General features: G+C 68.8%; 13 protein-coding genes. 5 read left to right on the top strand and 8 right to left on the bottom strand.

What is annotated here, in order from left to right:
- Positions 1-89: 89 nt before the first annotated feature.
- On the top strand, positions 90-1739 hold the full coding sequence (gene recN / locus ACFQ2S_RS14150) for a DNA repair protein RecN (RefSeq protein ID WP_386075388.1): 1650 nt from the start codon (positions 90-92) through the stop codon (positions 1737-1739).
- A 61-nt stretch (positions 1740-1800) separates the two neighbouring features.
- Positions 1801-2517, top strand: coding sequence for a sulfotransferase (locus ACFQ2S_RS14145; RefSeq protein ID WP_386075386.1), 717 nt, complete (start codon positions 1801-1803; stop codon positions 2515-2517).
- A 22-nt stretch (positions 2518-2539) separates the two neighbouring features.
- On the opposite strand, the gene ACFQ2S_RS14140 is transcribed toward ACFQ2S_RS14145, so the two are convergent.
- Positions 2540-3916: an FAD-binding oxidoreductase gene (locus ACFQ2S_RS14140; RefSeq protein WP_386075384.1), complete on the bottom strand. Its 1377-nt coding sequence runs from the start codon at positions 3914-3916 to the stop codon at positions 2540-2542.
- Between the two features lie 314 nt (positions 3917-4230).
- Here ACFQ2S_RS14140 and ACFQ2S_RS14135 point away from each other — a divergent pair, with 314 nt between their 5' ends.
- A complete protein-coding gene (locus ACFQ2S_RS14135; RefSeq protein WP_386075383.1) occupies positions 4231-5919 on the top strand; it encodes a chloride channel protein in 1689 nt (562 codons plus the stop codon).
- A gap of 15 nt (positions 5920-5934) precedes the next feature.
- On the opposite strand, the gene ACFQ2S_RS14130 is transcribed toward ACFQ2S_RS14135, so the two are convergent.
- The 4 genes from ACFQ2S_RS14130 to cobT all read right to left on the bottom strand — a co-directional run bounded on the left by ACFQ2S_RS14130 (position 5935) and on the right by cobT (position 11060).
- On the bottom strand, positions 5935-6711 hold the full coding sequence (locus ACFQ2S_RS14130; protein ID WP_386075382.1) for a hypothetical protein: 777 nt from the start codon (positions 6709-6711) through the stop codon (positions 5935-5937).
- A gap of 144 nt (positions 6712-6855) precedes the next feature.
- Positions 6856-7203, bottom strand: a complete 348-nt coding sequence (locus ACFQ2S_RS14125) for a DUF427 domain-containing protein (RefSeq protein ID WP_386075380.1) — start codon at positions 7201-7203, stop codon at positions 6856-6858.
- An 83-nt stretch (positions 7204-7286) separates the two neighbouring features.
- Positions 7287-9101 (bottom strand): aminopeptidase P family protein, encoded by a 1815-nt coding sequence (locus tag ACFQ2S_RS14120; protein WP_386075379.1) that lies wholly within the window; start codon positions 9099-9101, stop codon positions 7287-7289.
- An 87-nt stretch (positions 9102-9188) separates the two neighbouring features.
- Positions 9189-11060, bottom strand: a complete 1872-nt coding sequence (cobT, locus tag ACFQ2S_RS14115) for a cobaltochelatase subunit CobT (RefSeq protein ID WP_386075377.1) — start codon at positions 11058-11060, stop codon at positions 9189-9191.
- 180 nt (positions 11061-11240) lie between these two features.
- Here cobT and ACFQ2S_RS14110 point away from each other — a divergent pair, with 180 nt between their 5' ends.
- Together ACFQ2S_RS14110 and ACFQ2S_RS14105 are read left to right on the top strand one after the other, a co-directional pair.
- The gene (locus tag ACFQ2S_RS14110) at positions 11241-11555 is read left to right on the top strand and encodes a c-type cytochrome (protein ID WP_386075375.1); all 315 of its coding nucleotides are present in this window, start codon (positions 11241-11243) and stop codon (positions 11553-11555) included.
- A 162-nt stretch (positions 11556-11717) separates the two neighbouring features.
- Positions 11718-13235: a hypothetical protein gene (locus ACFQ2S_RS14105; protein ID WP_386075373.1), complete on the top strand. Its 1518-nt coding sequence runs from the start codon at positions 11718-11720 to the stop codon at positions 13233-13235.
- A 25-nt stretch (positions 13236-13260) separates the two neighbouring features.
- On the opposite strand, the gene ACFQ2S_RS14100 is transcribed toward ACFQ2S_RS14105, so the two are convergent.
- The 3 genes from ACFQ2S_RS14100 to cobS form a co-directional block, all read right to left on the bottom strand.
- Positions 13261-14811 (bottom strand): CYTH and CHAD domain-containing protein, encoded by a 1551-nt coding sequence (locus ACFQ2S_RS14100; protein ID WP_386075371.1) that lies wholly within the window; start codon positions 14809-14811, stop codon positions 13261-13263.
- Positions 14812-14884: 73 nt separating this feature from the next.
- On the bottom strand, positions 14885-15298 hold the full coding sequence (locus ACFQ2S_RS14095) for a hypothetical protein (RefSeq protein ID WP_386075370.1): 414 nt from the start codon (positions 15296-15298) through the stop codon (positions 14885-14887).
- A gap of 198 nt (positions 15299-15496) precedes the next feature.
- Positions 15497-16483 carry a cobaltochelatase subunit CobS gene (cobS, locus tag ACFQ2S_RS14090; RefSeq protein ID WP_386075368.1) on the bottom strand — a complete coding sequence of 329 codons (987 nt, stop codon included), beginning with the start codon at positions 16481-16483 and terminating at the stop codon, positions 15497-15499.
- Positions 16484-16613: the final 130 nt, after the last annotated feature.

Genomic DNA, 16613 nt, shown 5'->3' with positions numbered 1-16613 from the left:
TTCGCCAAGAAGAAGAGGTGGGGCGGGGCGCACTGGCGTTCCGGCCGCAGGCCGCGCTAGAAGGGCGGCGGCGACAATGGGGTGAGCGGATGCTGCGTGGGCTCGAGATCCGTGACATGCTGATCATCGACCGGCTGGACCTGGAGTTCCAGCCGGGTCTCAACGTGTTGACCGGCGAGACCGGGGCGGGCAAGTCGATCCTGCTCGACTCGCTGGGTTTCGTTCTCGGCTGGCGCGGGCGGGCCGACTTGGTGCGCAGCGGTGCGGCCCAGGGCGAGGTGACCGCCTGGTTCGACCTGCCGGAGGGCCATCCGGCGCGGGCGGTGCTCGAGGAGGCGGGGCTCGATGGCGGCGACGAGCTGATCCTGCGGCGGGTCAATGCCGGCGACGGCCGCAAGACGGCCTGGGTCAACGACAGGCGCACCTCGGGCGAGGTGCTGCGTCAGCTCTCTGCGACGCTGGTGGAACTGCACGGCCAGCATGACGACCGCGGGTTGCTCAACCCCCGCGGCCACCGGGACCTGCTCGACGAATTCGCCGGCACCGCCGCTCTGATCTCCGACGTCCGCCGGGCCTGGGAGGCGCGGCGCAGCGCGGCGCAGGCGCTGGAGGCCGCCGAGGCGCGGCTGGCCGGGTTGCGGGCGGAGGAGGAGTTCCTGCGTCACGCAGTGGGCGAGCTGGAGAAGCTCGCGCCCGAGCCCGGCGAAGAGGAGGCGCTCGACGCCCGCCGCCGGCTGATGCAGGCCGCCGAACGGGTGCGCGAGGATATCGCCCGCGCCCATGGCGCGGTGTCGTCGGAGGGCGCGGAGGGGTTGGTGTCCGACGCGATCCGCTGGCTCGACGGGGCGGCGGAGCATGTGGAGGGCCGGCTCGACGCGGCAGCCACCGCGCTCGGGCAGGCTCTGGAAGCGCTGGCCGAGGCCGAGCAGCAGATCACCGATTGCCTCGAGGGGCTGGCCTTCGATCCGGGCGAGCTGGACCGACTGACCGACCGGCTCTTCGCGATCCGCGAGATGGCGCGCAAGTACCAGGTGCTGCCCGACGATCTGGCCGCGAAGGCTGCCGAGCTGCGCGACAGTCTCGAGGCGCTCGACGCCGGGGCAGGGGATATCGCCGGCCTGCGCGCCACGCTGGCGGGGGCCGAGGCCGCGCATCTCGCGGCCTGCGAGTACCTGACCGAGGCGCGCCGCGCCGCCGCCGCCCGGCTCGACGCCGCCATGTCGGCCGAACTGGCGCCGCTCAAGATGGAGCGCGCGGTCTTCACCACCGAAATCGCCGCCACGGAGCCCGGCGCCGAGGGGCAGGACACGGTTCAATTCACCGTGGCCACCAACCCCGGCGCGCCGTCCGGCCCGCTGAACCGCATCGCCTCGGGCGGGGAGCTGTCGCGCTTCCTGCTGGCGCTCAAGGTCTGCCTGATGGGCGAGGCGCATGGCATGACCATGATCTTCGACGAGATCGACCGCGGCGTCGGTGGCGCCACCGCCGATGCAGTGGGCCGCAGGCTCGCGACCCTGGCAGCGAGTGCGCAGGTGCTGGTCGTCACCCATTCGCCGCAGGTCGCGGCCCTCGGCGGCCATCACTGGCGCGTCGAGAAACAGGTCAACGACGGCGCGACCCTGTCGTCGGTCGTGCCGCTCGACGCGGACGAGAGAGTGGACGAACTGGCGCGGATGCTGGCCGGCGACCGGGTCACGGAAGAGGCCCGCGCTGCCGCGCGCGCGCTTCTGAACCATTGACCTCCGCGCCGGGGCGTGGGACCGAATATGATTGGGGCGGTGGTTTGAGGAGAGTGTCACGTTGGAGAAGATCAACCCGAGCAGCTTTCCCGAGCTGTACGGCCCGAGTGAGGGCTATCTCTTCGTCGTCACCTATGGTCGCTCCGGTTCGACCCTGCTTCAGAACCTGCTGAACGGTATCGACGGCTATTGCATCCGCGGCGAGAACAACGCCACGCTCCAGCACCTCGCCCTGTCCTGGAACGCCATGGCGAACAAGAGCCCCATGGCCAATGTCCGGCGCGCCGGGCGGACGACAGAACAGAGCGATCCCTGGTACGGGACCGAGCTCACCAACGCGGACCGATTCGGGGCCTCGATCGGCAATGCCTTTGTCCGAGAGGTGCTTATACTACCCGAAGGCACCCGCGTCGGCGGCTTCAAGGAGATCCGCTACCTGATGCCGCGATCGGAATTCATGACCTACATGAATTACCTGCTGCGCTTCTTTCCGAACCCGCGATTCCTGTTCAACACGCGCGACCATGAGGCGGTGGCGCGCTCGGGCTGGTGGGCCGAGTGCAACACCGAGAATGTGCTCAACCAGCTGAGCACCGCCGAAGCGACCTGGGACGTCTTCATCGAGGCCCATCCCGAGCTCTGCCTCAAGCTGCACTACGACGATTACACCGCCGACCCGAGCTGCTTCGATGCGCTGTTCGACTTCCTCGGCGAGCCGCGCGACCCCGAGCTTGTCGAGCGCGTCCTCGGCACCCGGCTCACCCATCTGAAGGAGTGACGCCCGCCGGGGCAGGAGCGCCTCACGCCTTCGGTGGCACCAGCTTGCCCGGGTTGAGGATGCCCCCCGGATCGAGCGCCCGTTTCATCGCGCCCATCACCTGCCAGGCCGCGCCATGCTCGGCCTCCATGTAGCCAAGCTTGCCCAGCCCAACGCCATGCTCGCCCGTTACGGTGCCGCCGAGCCGCAGGGCGCGCTCCACCATCCGGTGCGACAGCGCCTTGGCCACCTCCAGCTCCTCGGCCGCGCCATCCTCGATCAGCAGCACGGCATGGAAATTGCCGTCCCCGACATGGCCCAGGATCGGTCCGGGAATGCCGCTGTCCTCGATGTCGGCGCGGGTCTCCTCCACCGCCTCGGCGAGCCGCGAGATCGGCACGCACAGGTCGGTCACCACCGCCCGCGCGCCCTTCCGGCTGGCAAGGATCGCGTAATAGGCATTGTGCCGCATGGTCCAGAGCGCGCTGCGATCCTCCGCCCGCGCCGACCAGCGGAACCCCTCGCCGCCCATGTCCGTGACCAGCTCGCCGAACCGCTCGGCATCTTCCGCCACGCCCTGCGGCGAGCCGTGGAATTCGACCAGCAGGTGCGGCTTCAACGGGAACTCCATCCCGGCATAGGCATTCACCGCCGCCGCCGTCGCCGCGTCGACGAACTCGATCCGCGCCACCGGGATGCCCGACTGCACCGTCGCGATCACCGTGTCCACCGCGTCGCCGATCCGGTCGAAGGCGCAGACCGCGGCCGAGATCGCCTCGGGCTGCCCGTGGAGCCTGAGCGTCAGCTCGGTGATCAGCCCCAGCGTCCCCTCCGAGCCCACGAAAAGCCGCGTCAGGTCATAGCCCGCCGACGACTTGCGGGCCCGCGTGCCGGTCCGGATCACCCGCCCGTCAGCCAGCACCACCTGCAGGCCCAGCACGTTGTCGGCCATCGAGCCGTACCGCACCGTCGTCGTCCCGCTCGCCCGCGTCGCCGCCATGCCGCCGAGCGCGGCGTTGGCCCCGGGATCGACCGGAAAGAACAGCCCAGTCGCCCGCAGCTCCTGGTTCAGCGCCTCGCGGGTCATGCCCGGCTGCACCACCGCGTCCATGTCGGCCTGGTGCACCTCGAGCAACCGGGCCATCCGGCTGAAATCCACGCAAACCCCGCCGCGCACCGCTAGCGAATGCCCCTCCAGCGAGGTGCCGGTGCCCCATGCCACCACCGGGCAGCCCTGCGCGTTGCAGATCGCCGCCAACCGCGAGACCTCTTCGGTGCTTTCGGGATAGACGACCGCATCCGGCGGGGTGAGGGGGAAATAGCTCTCCGATCGGCCGTGCAGTTCGAGGTCGGACCCCGACCGCACCAGCCGGTCCCCGAACACGCCGGCCAGCTCGGTGATGGCTGCTGCGATGGTCATCGGCCCCTCCCGGTCTGCGCCCGCAAACCTAGGCCAGCCCCCGATCCGCGAAAACCCCCGTTCCGCCCGGCCCCCGGCCTTGGGCGAGTCCATGCCGTCGCACCCCGGGCACTCGCGCCCGGTCCCGCTTCTTCTTGGTCCAAATACCCATCTCCCGCCCGCGCCGCGGGACACAATGGCCGGGGCGGGGCGCCGCGATCCGAGTTCAGGCTTGGAGCGGCCCCTGCGATCCCCTAGGAACAGAAGAGGCCCGGCTGTCCCGCCGCCGGCACCGACCCCGACCCGAGCCACGTCCAGCCACGGAACAAGGCGCCTTGAGCGAACGCACATTCGACCTGATCCGGCGGCAGATCCAGGAAAGCCGCGACGGCCTCGAGCAGGGCTGGCAGCTGCTGCTCCGCCAGGGGCCGAGCCAGATCCAGTTCTGGTTCATCGCGCTCGCCGTCGGCATCGTCGCCGGTGCCGCCGCCGTGGCCTTCCGCGAGGGCATCACCTGGCTCCAGGGCCTGCTCTACGCCGCTCCCGATGTCCGCCACATCCATTCCCACGCCCGCACGCTGCCCTGGTGGTGGCTGATGGCGCTGCCGGTGCTCGGCGGCCTCACCGTCGGGCTGATCCTCAACCGCTTCACCCCCGATGGCCGGGTCCGTTCGGTGGCCGACGTGATCGAGGACGCGGCCCTGCACAAGGGCAGGGTAGAGACGCGGGCCGGCCTCGCCTCGGCGGCGGCCTCGCTCATCACCCTCTCCTCGGGCGGCTCCTCAGGGCGCGAGGGGCCGGTCGTCCACCTCGCCGGCGTGGTCTCGACCTGGGTCTGCGAACGTCTCCGGGCCGACGCGATCACCGGGCGCGACCTGCTGGGCTGCGCCGTCGCCGCCGCGGTCTCGGCCTCGTTCAACGCCCCCATCGCCGGCGCGCTCTTCGCGCTCGAGGTGGTGCTACGCCACTTCGCGGTCCACGCCTTCGCCCCCATCGCCATCGCCTCGGTCGCGGGCACCGTGGTCAGCCGCATGGTCTTCGGCGACGTCACCGAGTTCACCCTGAACCCCTCGACCTCGCTCACCTTCTACGTCGAGCTGCCCGCCTTCCTGTTGCTCGGCCTGCTTTGTGGCGTCGTGGCGGTGGTGCTGATGCGGGCGATCTTCTTCGCCGACGAATTCGCGAGCCACCTGCAGGCCCGCAGCGGCATCCCGGCCGTGCTGCGCCCGGCGCTCGCCGGGGTCCTGCTCGGCGCGCTCGCCATCGCCTTCCCGCATATCATCGGCGTCGGCTACGAGACGACGAGCGCGGCGCTGCGCAGCGAGCTGCTGTTCCACGAAGCCCTTGTTCTGGCGATCCTCAAGGTCATCGCCGTTGCGATCACCATGGCCGGGCGCATGGGCGGCGGTGTGTTCTCGCCCTCGCTCATGGTCGGCGCGCTGACCGGGCTCGCCTTCGGCTATGTCGCCACCTCGCTAGTCCCGCAATATTCCGGCTCGGGCGAGCTCTACGCGCTGGCCGGCATGGGGGCGGTCGCCGCCGCGGTGCTCGGCGCGCCGATCTCGACCACGCTGATCGTATTCGAGCTGACCGGCGACTGGCAGACTGGCCTCGCCGTGATGGTTGCCGTATCGCTCTCCACCGCGCTGGCCAGCCGGCTGGTCGACCGCTCCTTCTTCCTCACCCAGCTCGAGCACCGCGGCGTGCATCTCGCCGCCGGTCCGCAGGCCTATCTGCTCTCGATCTACTCCGCTGCGGTGATCATGCGCTCCAAGGACAGTCCCCGCGCCGCCCCCGAAGCCGCCTGCCGTGAGCTGATCGAGAAGGGCATTTCGATCACCCCCGGCACCACGCTGGAAGTGGCTCTGCCGATGTTCGACGAAACCGGCCAGCCGTTCCTGCCGGTCGTCGCCGCCGCAAAGACCAGCGGCGCGCCGGAACTGCTCGGCGCGCTCTTCCAGGTGGATGCGCTCAAGGCCTACAACCGCGCGCTGGCCGAAACCGCGGCCGAAGAGCATTCCTGAGCCTCGTCGCGCCCGCTAGGGCAGGTAGATCCGGACCAGGTAATGCGGCCGCGAGACGATCGTCTTCAGCGTCTCGGTGCCGTCGAACACTGCTTCGAATTCCGGCAGTGCCCAGTCCAGCGCGACCGCGCCCTTGAGCGGCATCTGCATCGCCTCGCTCATCGCCATGTCGTCGACCTGCTCATAGCGATAGAGCCGCGACATCTCCGGATCGACGGCCGAATGGATCCGGCTCTCCCCGGTGGTCCAGACTTGCTTGCCAACTGCGTGGGACAGATCAAGCGCCAGCGTCCCGCCGGCGGCTGGCGCAACCCGCCAGCGCTCGCTGCGCACCGGCATACCATCTTCCCCGGCGGCAAGGTTCATCTCCCGCGAGATCTCGGCCCCGAGGGCGACGCCATAGGGGTTGAACTCCGCCGCGGTCGAATAGACCCGTGTCACGAAGAGCCGCGGTCGTTCCTCGCCCTGTTTCACGGCAAAACTGGCAAAGACCACGGCCCGCAGCGCGGACGGCGCTGTCGCCGCCTCCGTGGCATCGAGCTGCAGGTGCCGGTCGAGCAGCACGACGATCAGATTTGCCCCGCCATAGGGGCCGCGCGGCAGCGTCAGCGGCGCCCAGCCCTCCGGCAACCAGGCCCTGGCCGCCTCCGGCGGCACCGCAAGGCCAAGAACCACGCGACTTTCCGCGTTGGCGCCCGCATAGGTCTCGGCATCGGCCGGCGCCCCCGGCCAGATCAGACCGAACGCCAGCGCCGCAAGCGTCAGCGCCCTCGAACGAAAACTCCGTAGCATGGCATGTCCTCCTCCCTCGATAGCGCCCAGCCATCGGGGCAGAGCGCCCGTGTCGGAAGAATACCACCCCGAGCGATTTCGCTCCTTGAGATGGGTCACGCCGCGCCGCGCCCCTCCCCAAGGGGCCGGCGGCCGGGCAGCGCCTCAGATGCGCTCGACGGCGATCTCGTCGCTGCTGGTGTAGAAGGCGATGTGATCCTTGATCCGGTCCATCCCCTCCACCGGGGCCTCGTAGGACCAGGCGGCATTCTCCAGTGTCCGGCTCTTGGTCTCGATGGAGAAGTAGCGTGCATCGCCCATCCGCGGCGAGCGGGTCAGCTCCTCGGTCGGCTCCAGAAAGGCCATCGCGATGTCTGAGCGCGGAAAATAGATGACGGGGGCTTTGTCGCCCTCGACGAGTTCGAGCGCGTTCATGCTCTCTGCCAGCACGGCGCCGCCGGCGCGGACGGTCCACGTGCCGTCCGCCTTGCGGATCTTGATATGGTCAACCATTGCGGTCCCTCTGAGTGGTGCGCCAACTCCCAATGGGCGGCGGATGTGAAACTTTCATGAAAAATGATTGTTAGCGCCTAAAGCTACAAGGGCGCGGTTGTCGCGTCCAGCCACTGTGCCGCGTCATTATCGAGCAGGGGCCGGATACGCCGCAACGTCTCGGCGTGATAGGCGTCGAGCCAGCCCCGCTCCGCGTCGCCGAGCAGCGCCACGTCGATCAGCCGCCGGTCGATCGGCACCCAGGTCAGCGTCTCGAAGGCCAGCATCTCGCGCCCGGCATCGCCGCCGGGCAGGTCGGGGGCCTCGGTTATGTGGATCAGGTTCTCGATCCGGATGCCGAACGCCCCCTCGCGGTAGTAGCCGGGTTCGTTCGACAGGACCATGCCGGGCTCAAGCACCACGTCTGTCTGCCGCGAGATCCGCTGCGGCCCCTCGTGCACCGACAGGTAGGCGCCGACGCCGTGCCCGGTGCCGTGGTCGTAATCCTGCCCGGCCCGCCACAGCGGCGCCCGCGCCAGCGCATCCAGATCCCGCCCGGTCAGCCCCACCGGCCAGCGCTGCGCCGAGACCGCGATCATCCCCTGCAGGACCCGCGTGAAACAGGCCTTCTGCTCGGCGGTCACGGGGCCTGTGGCGATGGTGCGGGTGATGTCGGTTGTGCCGTCGGCATATTGCCCGCCCGAATCCACCAGCAGGATCTCCCCCGGCGTGACCGGCCGGTTGCTCGCCTCGCTCACCCGATAGTGCACGATCGCCCCGTTCGGGCCGCTGCCGGCGATGGTCTCGAAGCTGATGTCGCGCAGCATCGGGTCGTGCCGGCGCTCCTGCTCCAGTCGCTTCACCACGTCGATCTCTGTCAGCCTGCCCGTCGGCGCCTCGGCGTCGAGCCAGCACAGGAACCGGCACATCGCCGCCCCGTCGCGCAGATGCGCCGCCCGCATCCCCGCGATCTCGGCCGGGTTCTTGCGCGCCTTTGGCAGCACGCAGGGATCGCGCCCCAGCACCACCTCGGTCTCGCCGAGCTGCGCCTTGAGCCAGACCGAGGCGCTGCTCCGGTCGAGCCGCACCGGCCCCTCCAGTGCCGCCAACGCCTCCGGCAGCGCCGCCTCGGGGCGGCACTCGACCGCCTCGCCCAGGTGCGCCCGCACCTCGTCCGTGAGCTTGGCCGGGTCGCAGAACAGCGCCACCCGCCCGTCATCGTGCAGGATCGCCACCGCATGGGGCACCGGGTTTCGGACGATGTCGCTGCCCCGGATGTTCAGCAGCCAGGCCACCGAATCCGGCAGCGAGATCACCGCCGCCCGCTCGCCCTTGCGCGTCAGCTCCGCCGCCAGCCGCGCCCGCTTCGCATCATGCGCCTCGCCGGTCAGTTCCAGCGGATGCACCGAGATCGGCCCCACCGGCGGGGCCGGCTGGTCCTCCCAGATCGCGTCGACCGGGTTCTCCACCGCCACCAGCTCGATGCCCTGCGGCGCTCCCTTGCGGGCCAGCGCCTCGACCGCCTCGACCGTGTGCAGCCGCGGATCGAAGCCGATCCGCCCGCCCTCCGGCATCTGTTCGACCAGCCAGTCGCCGAGCTGAACCTTCGGCCAGCCGACCGGCGTGAAATGCTCCAGGTCGACCTGCGCGCGCACCTGCACCGTATAGCGCCCGTCGATGAACACGCCGGCGACCGAGGGCAGCACGGCGCAGAACCCCGCCGAGCCGGTGAAACCGGTCAGCCAGGCCAGCCGCTCGTCATGCTGCGCCACGTATTCGCCCTGGAAGGCATCCGCCCGCGGCACCAGGAACCCGTCGAGCCCGATCTCCGCCAGCTTCGCCCGCAACGCCGCCAGCCGCGCCGGCCCGTCCTCCGGCCGCGTCGTCACCGCGAATTCCTGAAACCCCGGCTGATCCATACCGGCCCCCGTCCTCATCTGTTCAAAAATATCCCCGACGGAGGCACGCGGCGCAGGCGCGCCCCGCCGCCGGGTCCAATCCCGCCGTCAGCCGGCCTTCCTCATCCCGAGAAACCGCGCCCGCGCCCGCGGGTCGTTGTCGAACAAGGCCGCCAGCTGCTCGGTCATCGCGCCGGCCAGCTGCTCGACATCGGTGATCGTCACCGCCCGGTCGTAATAGCGCGTCACGTCGTGGCCGATGCCGATGGCGATCAGCTCGACCTGCCGCCGCCGCTCGATCATCGCGATCACGTCCCGCAGGTGCTTCTCCAGGTAGTTCGCCGGGTTCACCGACAGCGTGCTGTCGTCCACCGGCGCCCCGTCCGAGATCACCATCAGGATCTTGCGCGCCTCGGGCCGCCCGACCATCCGCTTGTGCGCCCATTCCAGCGCCTCGCCGTCGATGTTCTCCTTGAGCAGCCCTTCCTTCATCATCAGCCCGAGATTGTCGCGCGAGCGCCGCCAGGGCGCGTCCGCCGACTTGTAGATGATATGGCGCAGGTCGTTGAGCCGGCCGGGGATCTGCATCCGGCCCTCCTTGAGCCAGCGCTCCCGGCTCTGCCCGCCCTTCCACAGCCGGGTGGTGAAGCCGAGGATCTCCACCTTGACCGAGCACCGCTCCAGCGTCCGCGCCAGCACGTCGGCGCAGATCGCGGCGATCGAGATCGGCCGGCCGCGCATCGAGCCGGAATTGTCCAGCAGCAGCGTCACCACCGTGTCGCGGAACTCGGTGTCCTTCTCGACCTTGAAGGAGAGCGGCGTGGTCGGGTTGGCCACCACGCGGGCCAGCCGCCCGGCGTCCAGGATGCCTTCCTCCAGGTCGAACTCCCAGCTCCGGTTCTGCTGCGCCTGCAGCCGCCGCTGCAGCTTGTTGGCCAGCCGGCTCACCGCGCCCTTCAGCGGCTCGAGCTGCTGGTCGAGATAGGCCCGCAGCCGCTCCAGCTCCGCCGGCTCCGCCAGTTCGGTCGCCTCGATGATCTCGTCGAATTCGGTGGTAAAGACCTTGTAGCCCGGGTCCGCCTCCGAGACCGGCGCCGGGGCAGGGGGCTCCAGCGGCGCCTCGCCCTCGGGCAATTCGGTCTCCTCGCCCATGTCCGATTCCGCCGAATCGTCCATCGAGACCTGCGCCTCCGACGGATCGTCGGTGGTCTCCTGGTCCTCCTCGGGCTGGCTCTCCTCGTCCTGGCGGCCTTCCTCGTCCTCCTGACCGGTGCTCTCCGGCTCGTCGGGATCCTGCTCGGCCTCCTCGGAGCTCTCCTCCTCGTCGACCTCGTCGGGGTCCTCGCCCAGCTGGTCGCCGTAGCCCAGATCCTCGATCACCTGGCGCGCGAACTTCGCAAAGGCCGCCTGGTCGTCGAGGCAGGACTCGAGGTCCGGCAGCGTCTCCGAGGCCGAGCCCTCCAGGTGGTCGCGCCACAGGTCGAGCACGTTTTGCGCCGGCTCCGGCAGCTCCCGGCCGGTGGCCAGCGCCCGGATCATGTAGCCCGCCGCCACCGCCAGGGGCGCCTCGCTCGGGTTGCTGATCTGGCCATAGCCGCGCCGCACCGCCTCGTGGTTGATCTTGGCGTCGATGTTGCCGGCCGTGCCCGGCATGGTCCGCGCCCCGAGCGCCTCGCAGCGCGCCGTCTCCATCGCCTCGTAAAGGTCGAGCGCCATCTGGCCCGAGGGCAGGTAGCGCTGGTGCACGCCGGGATCGTGATACTTGCGCCGCAGCGCAAAGGCATCCGCCGTGCCGCGCGCCAGCAGCACCTCCTCCTTGGTCAGCCGCCGGCTCACCTGCGGCAGCCGCACCTGGTCGGCGGTCATGCCTGGCGGGTCGACGGTGAACACGACGCCCAGGTCGGGGTCGTCGGCGATCACCCGGGTCGCCTCGCTCAGCGCCTTCTTGAAGGGGTCGGCAGGGTTGTCTTGCTGGGCCATGTCTCCCCCGGGGGCATCTGGATCAATCCCCGGCAACCTAGGATGGATTTCGCCCGGGTGCCATGCACGGCGTGAAAAAATCACCGGCCCCGGATCGGGGGTGCATTGACCGGCATCAAGGCGGCACGCGGCAAATTGACGTAAGGGAAGTTATGGGATGCGAAACAGGGAGGAGAGACGATGAAACGCATTATCCTGACAACGATCCTGGCACTCTGGGCCGGGGCCGGACTTGCGCAGAGCGCCGGCGACGCGGAGGCGGGCAAGCTTCTTGCCGATCAGTATTGCGCCCGCTGCCACGACGTGAGCGCCGACGGGGCCTTCAAGCAGACGCCGCCGAGCTTCAGGGCGATTTCGGTCTACTGGGGAGAGGATCAGATCTGGAGCCGGATCATGTTCCCCATCCACACCAGCATGCCCGCGATGTGGGACTTCATGATGCCCGAGAACGTCGGCCACGTGACGGCCTATATCCTGTCGCTCGAAGAGATGTGAGTGCGGCCGCACCCGTGACGCCGGCCATCGGAGACGCGCTCGGAAGCAGATGCACAAATGCCGCGCTGCCTGCCGTAAGGTCAGCCACGTGATTGACAGCAAAAGGCCCACCCGCTTTATCGATAGCCACACCCTTCCTGCATTCCAAGGGACGTTGGTCATTTGTTGAACGATAACGTGGTCGAGAGGACCTTTCTGGTCCCGGCCTTTCTGCTTCTTGCAACGGCCGTCTTTGTCCGCCTCTACCCTTTCGCAGGTGCGTTTTTCCCGCTGAATGACGGAGCGCTCTTCCTCGCGTTCGTCGAACACATCCACGCCGGCGCCTACTTCACCGAGCCTTGTGTCGGCTACAACGGCGAATGCGTCCCCTTCGCCTATCCACCGCTGTCGTTCTTTGCTGCGTCGGGCCTGTTGTGGCTGGGGCTTGCGCCCGTGCAGGTCGCGGTCGTCTACCCGCTGGCCCTGTCGCTGCTGGTAGTGCTGGCGGCATTGTGGTTGTATCGTGAAGTCATCGAGGACGATTTCATCTTTCTCCTCGCCGGGGCCGCGGCGTTGCTGCAGGTTCGGTCGATCGAATACCTGCTGATGGGCGGCGGCATTTCCCGGTCGACAGGAGCCCTGTTCTTCCTGCTCACGCTGATCGCGGCCCTCGCCGCAACCAGTGGCAATCGCACCCGTCCGGCGGTCCTCGGCGGTCTCTTTGCCGGGCTGGCGCTGCTTGCCCACCTGGAATGGGGGATCAATGCAATCGTCGGCGCCGTCCTGCTGGTGCTGTTCTCCAGCCGCACGGGAGCGGAAAAGGCGCGGGTGATCGTGCTCGCCGGACTGTGCGCCGCCCTCGTGGTCGCGCCCTGGGCGATCTGGCAACTCTCCACCCAGGGTCTCGACCCGTTCCGCAGCGCGAGCAGCAGCGCCCATTGGAGCCTGCCTATCGCTGTCACGGCCTCTGCGCAGCTCTCATTCTTCCGGCCATTTCACTTGACATGGCTCTGCGTGATCGGGTCGGTCGTGCTCTGGCAGCGGCGCGAAAACGTCTGGCTTGCCATGCTGGTCGCCTTCTACTTCGTCACGCCCCGGCATTTCGGTTCCGTTGCCGTATTTCCGACCGCAATCCTTCTCGCATACGGTTTCGACAGTGTTCTCAACTGGCTCAGGCGGCAACTTGAAGAGCTGCCTGGCCGCGTCACGCGCCCGGCGCAGGGCCTGTCCATGCGCGCCGAAGCCCTTGCCGTCGTTGTGGTCGTGGCCCTTCTGACGGTCTCGCTGGTCCAGCAGTCTGGAAACGTCGTCGGCTTCCGCAAGCTGTCACCCGATGTCCAGGCCGCGGCCTCCTGGGCGGCCGAGGAATTTCCCGATAGCGCTGTCGCCGCGATCCTAACCGACGATCCCTGGGCGGTCAGCAAGGATGCCGAGTGGTGGCCCTACTTGTCTGAGCACAAGGTTCTCAACACCGTGCAGGGCTCGGAATGGCTGAACGAGGGTGAATACATGGCACGCTGGCAGACCTCGGAGGATCTGCGTGTTGCCGAGGACTGCCCCTCGGTCCGTGACGTGCTGGAACGGCTCGGCCCCCCCGACTACGTCATCGACGTCTCCTCGCGGAACTGCGTCTCGGAATTCGGCCGCCCGATCTTCGATCTTCCCGGCGTGCAGCTCTTCACCTTCGACCATTCCGGCTGAGGAGGAAGCGGCCATTCCGGCCAGCTCACGCCCAGAAAGGTCCCTTTCCCTTGAGGTCCTGCCACAGCTCCTTGGCATGGGTCCAGGACAGTTCCGCATGGGCGCCCCGGTTGCCGAGGATCCAGCCCACCGCCCGCTGCGCCGCAAGATTCCGCGCGCCGGGGCTGTCGATCCCGCAGAGCATCTCCTCGGCCATCGCGAGGTCGTTCAGCTCGCCAAAGACGGTCTGCAACCGCTTCATCCGCTTGACGAATTCGGCCACGGCCTTCTCCTTGTAGAGCGGCCCCATGAACTCAACCGAATAGCGCAGCTTCTTGAGCTCCTTGCGCAGCTCGTGCCGCGCCTCGATGGTCAGGTGGTCGATCCCGTGGGCATGTTTGCGTACCGATTTCCACCGCTTGCCAAGCGCCCGTTCGGCCAGCTCGCCAACCGGGGCGGCCAGCCGCGTGGTCTGATCGATGTCGCTCGGCACCAGCCAGCCCCGCGCCTCGATGAACCGCGCCAGCGCGATCTGGAACCCCTGGACCTCGGCGCCCTCGAGATGCCGGCGCAGGGTCTCCCGCGTGGTATCGCGCCGCGCCTCCACCGCCTCGCGCAAGATTGCGAAGCCGGGCTCGGAGGCATGGTCGCGCTCGCTCGGGTCGATCACGTCGGCAATCACCACGTCGAGGTCGCGCAAGGCTCCCACCGCCGCGCCAAGCGCCTTGGCCTGCGCGCCCAGTCGCGCCATCTCCGGATGGCCGATCACCGGTCGGAACAGGCCCATCGCCGCCCGTAGCCGCCGCAGCCCGATCCGGAGCTGGTGCGGTCCCTCCGGCGCCGGCGAATGCAGCACCACGTCGATATTCGCGGTGATCTGTTCGAAACATTCCCGCAGCACGTCCCGCGCCGCGATCTCGGCTGTCATCTCCGGCGCAAGCGGCACCTCGCGGGCCTTGCGCGGCGCCAGCTTCGGTCCGATCTCGCCGGTCTCCGCCAGCAGGTAGCCTCGCGCCGATTTCGGTAGCGTCGACAGCCGCAGCCCGCCCTCGGGAAACAGCCGCCCCGCCAGATCGTAGAGCGCGCTCACATCGCCCTGCAGCAGCTCCAGCTCCGCCTCGCGGAACGGCGCGCGCCGGTCGCCGGCCAGGATCTCGCCGCAGTCGATAGCCAGCTCCACCCGCGCCCCGCCCTCGGAGCGCAGCACGCAGGACGTCCGCTCCATCCGGGTCTCGCAGACCGGCAACAGCTCCGCCCCGTCCACCGCGGCCAGGATCTCCTCGCGGATCTCCGGCACCGGGATGCGGTTGAGGTCCAGAAGGCCGTCGGGGGCAGGGGCGTCCACCTCTTCGGTGCGCATGAGCCCGCCGGCGATCCCGGCCCGCGCCTTCACGGTCTGGGTCCAGGTCTCGCCCTCCAGCCGCAGCCGCAACGCCGTGCCGGCCTTGCGCAGCCGGTGATCCGGCGTGTCGTGATAGACCGTCCGCAGGGACTGCCGCCGCAGCGCCGGTCCCCCCTGCCGTACATCCTCCAGCCGCGCCCGCAGGTGCGCTTCGCCGGCGTCGTCCAGGACGACCTTCAACTCGATCTCACTCATGCGCTACAGATAGGGCCTTGCGGTTTGGAATTGAAGGAAAACCTCATGCCGGGGAACGCCGATGCGCTGCCTGTCAGAACAGCGCCAGCCCCCGGCAATAGTCGATCTCCGAGGCCGCCCGCCGCCGCGACCATTCCGCCAGCCGCCGGTCCGAGTGAAACAGTGCCTGGCTGAGCAGCGCCGAATGCGCCTGCCGCGCCGCCGTCCGCTCCTGCAGCACATCCCGGCCGGCTTCCTCCGGCATCGCCGCCTCAAGCAGATCGATCATCGCCGCGCGCTCCGCCTCCGTCTGGTCCGCCCTCGGGTCGGACACCAGCCACTGGTGCTGCATCTCGGCCGACAACCGGCCCACGCAGGAGGCAAAGACCCGCACCATCTCACCCGCAGGCGCCGCCCCGCGCCCGTCCGCCGCCGAACCGCCCTGCGGGAGGCCGACGATCATCCCGATGCACAGCACGGGAAAGACGAGAGTTTTCAAACTGGTCATAACAAAAGCATTACATGCGAAAAACCGCACAACAATAAGGCAAAATGAAAACAATCCTGCGCGGGACGCCCATGCTACAGGCCGCCCCGCGTCCTCCGCCACCGCGAACGCAAAACGGGCGCCGCCCGCGCCCGATCCGTCATCTGTTCAGAAATGTCCCGCGGCCCCGGATGTCCTGGCGCGCGCGGGCGGGGCGGCTCAGCCGAGCGCCGTGCTTACCGCGCTCTCGGGCAGTTCCTCGTCGAAGCAGCGCTGGTAGAACTCCGCCACCGTCTGCCGCTCCAGCTCGTCGCACTTGTTGAGGAAGGTCAGCCGGAAGGCATAGCCGACCGAGCGGAAGATCATCGCGTTCTGCGCCCAGTTGATCACCGTCCGGGGGCTCATCACCGTCGACAGCTCGCCGTTCATGAATGCGGTCCGGGTCAGGTCGGCGACGGTCACCATCTGGCTCACCGTCCTGCGGCCCTTCTCGGTGTTGTAGGTCGGCGCCTTGCTCAGGACGATCGCCGTCTCGGCGTCGTGGCTGAGGTAGTTCAGCGTCGCGACCAGCGACCATCGGTCCATCTGCGCCTGGTTGATCTGCTGGGTGCCGTGGTAGAGGCCGGTGGTGTCGCCCAGGCCCACGGTGTTGGCGGTCGCGAAGAGCCGGAACGACGGGTGCGGCGTGATCACCTCGTTCTGGTCGAGCAGCGTCAGCTTGCCATCGTGCTCGAGGACCCGCTGGATCACGAACATCACGTCGGCGCGGCCGGCGTCGTACTCGTCGAAGACGATAGCCACCGGGTTCCGGAGCGCCCAGGGCAGGATGCCCTCCTGGAACTCCGTCACCTGCTTGCCGTCGCGCAGCTTGATCGCGTCCTTGCCGATGAGGTCGATCCGGGAGATGTGGCTGTCGAGGTTGACCCGCGCGGTGGGCCAGTTCAGCCGGGCGGCGACCTGCTCGATATGGGTCGACTTGCCGGTGCCGTGGTAGCCCTGGATCATCACCCGGCGGTTGTGGCTGAAGCCCGCGAGGATCGCCAGCGTGGTATCGGGATCGAACTTGTAGGTCGGGTCGATCTCCGGCACCCGTTCGGCCACATCGGCAAAGCCCTTGACCACCATGTCGGTGTCGATCCCGAACACGTCCCGGACAGAGACTTCCTCGGTGGGTTTCGCTTTGGGGTCGACGGTGGTGGCTGCCATGATCCTGCTCCTCGCAAAAACGTCCGCGCCCGGGCAGCGCGACCGGTGCCCGGGATGCACCATATCCGACAGGGGTGCAAGGGTGGCCATGCGATCCCGCGCCGCGTTGCATGGGCCGGGCGGAGCGGGC

This window comes from Tropicimonas aquimaris, from assembly GCF_042676185.1.
GTDB lineage: Bacteria > Pseudomonadota > Alphaproteobacteria > Rhodobacterales > Rhodobacteraceae > Tropicimonas > Tropicimonas aquimaris.
Note: the sequence above shows the minus strand (reverse complement) of the source record. Positions and strands in the feature narration are given on the sequence as shown.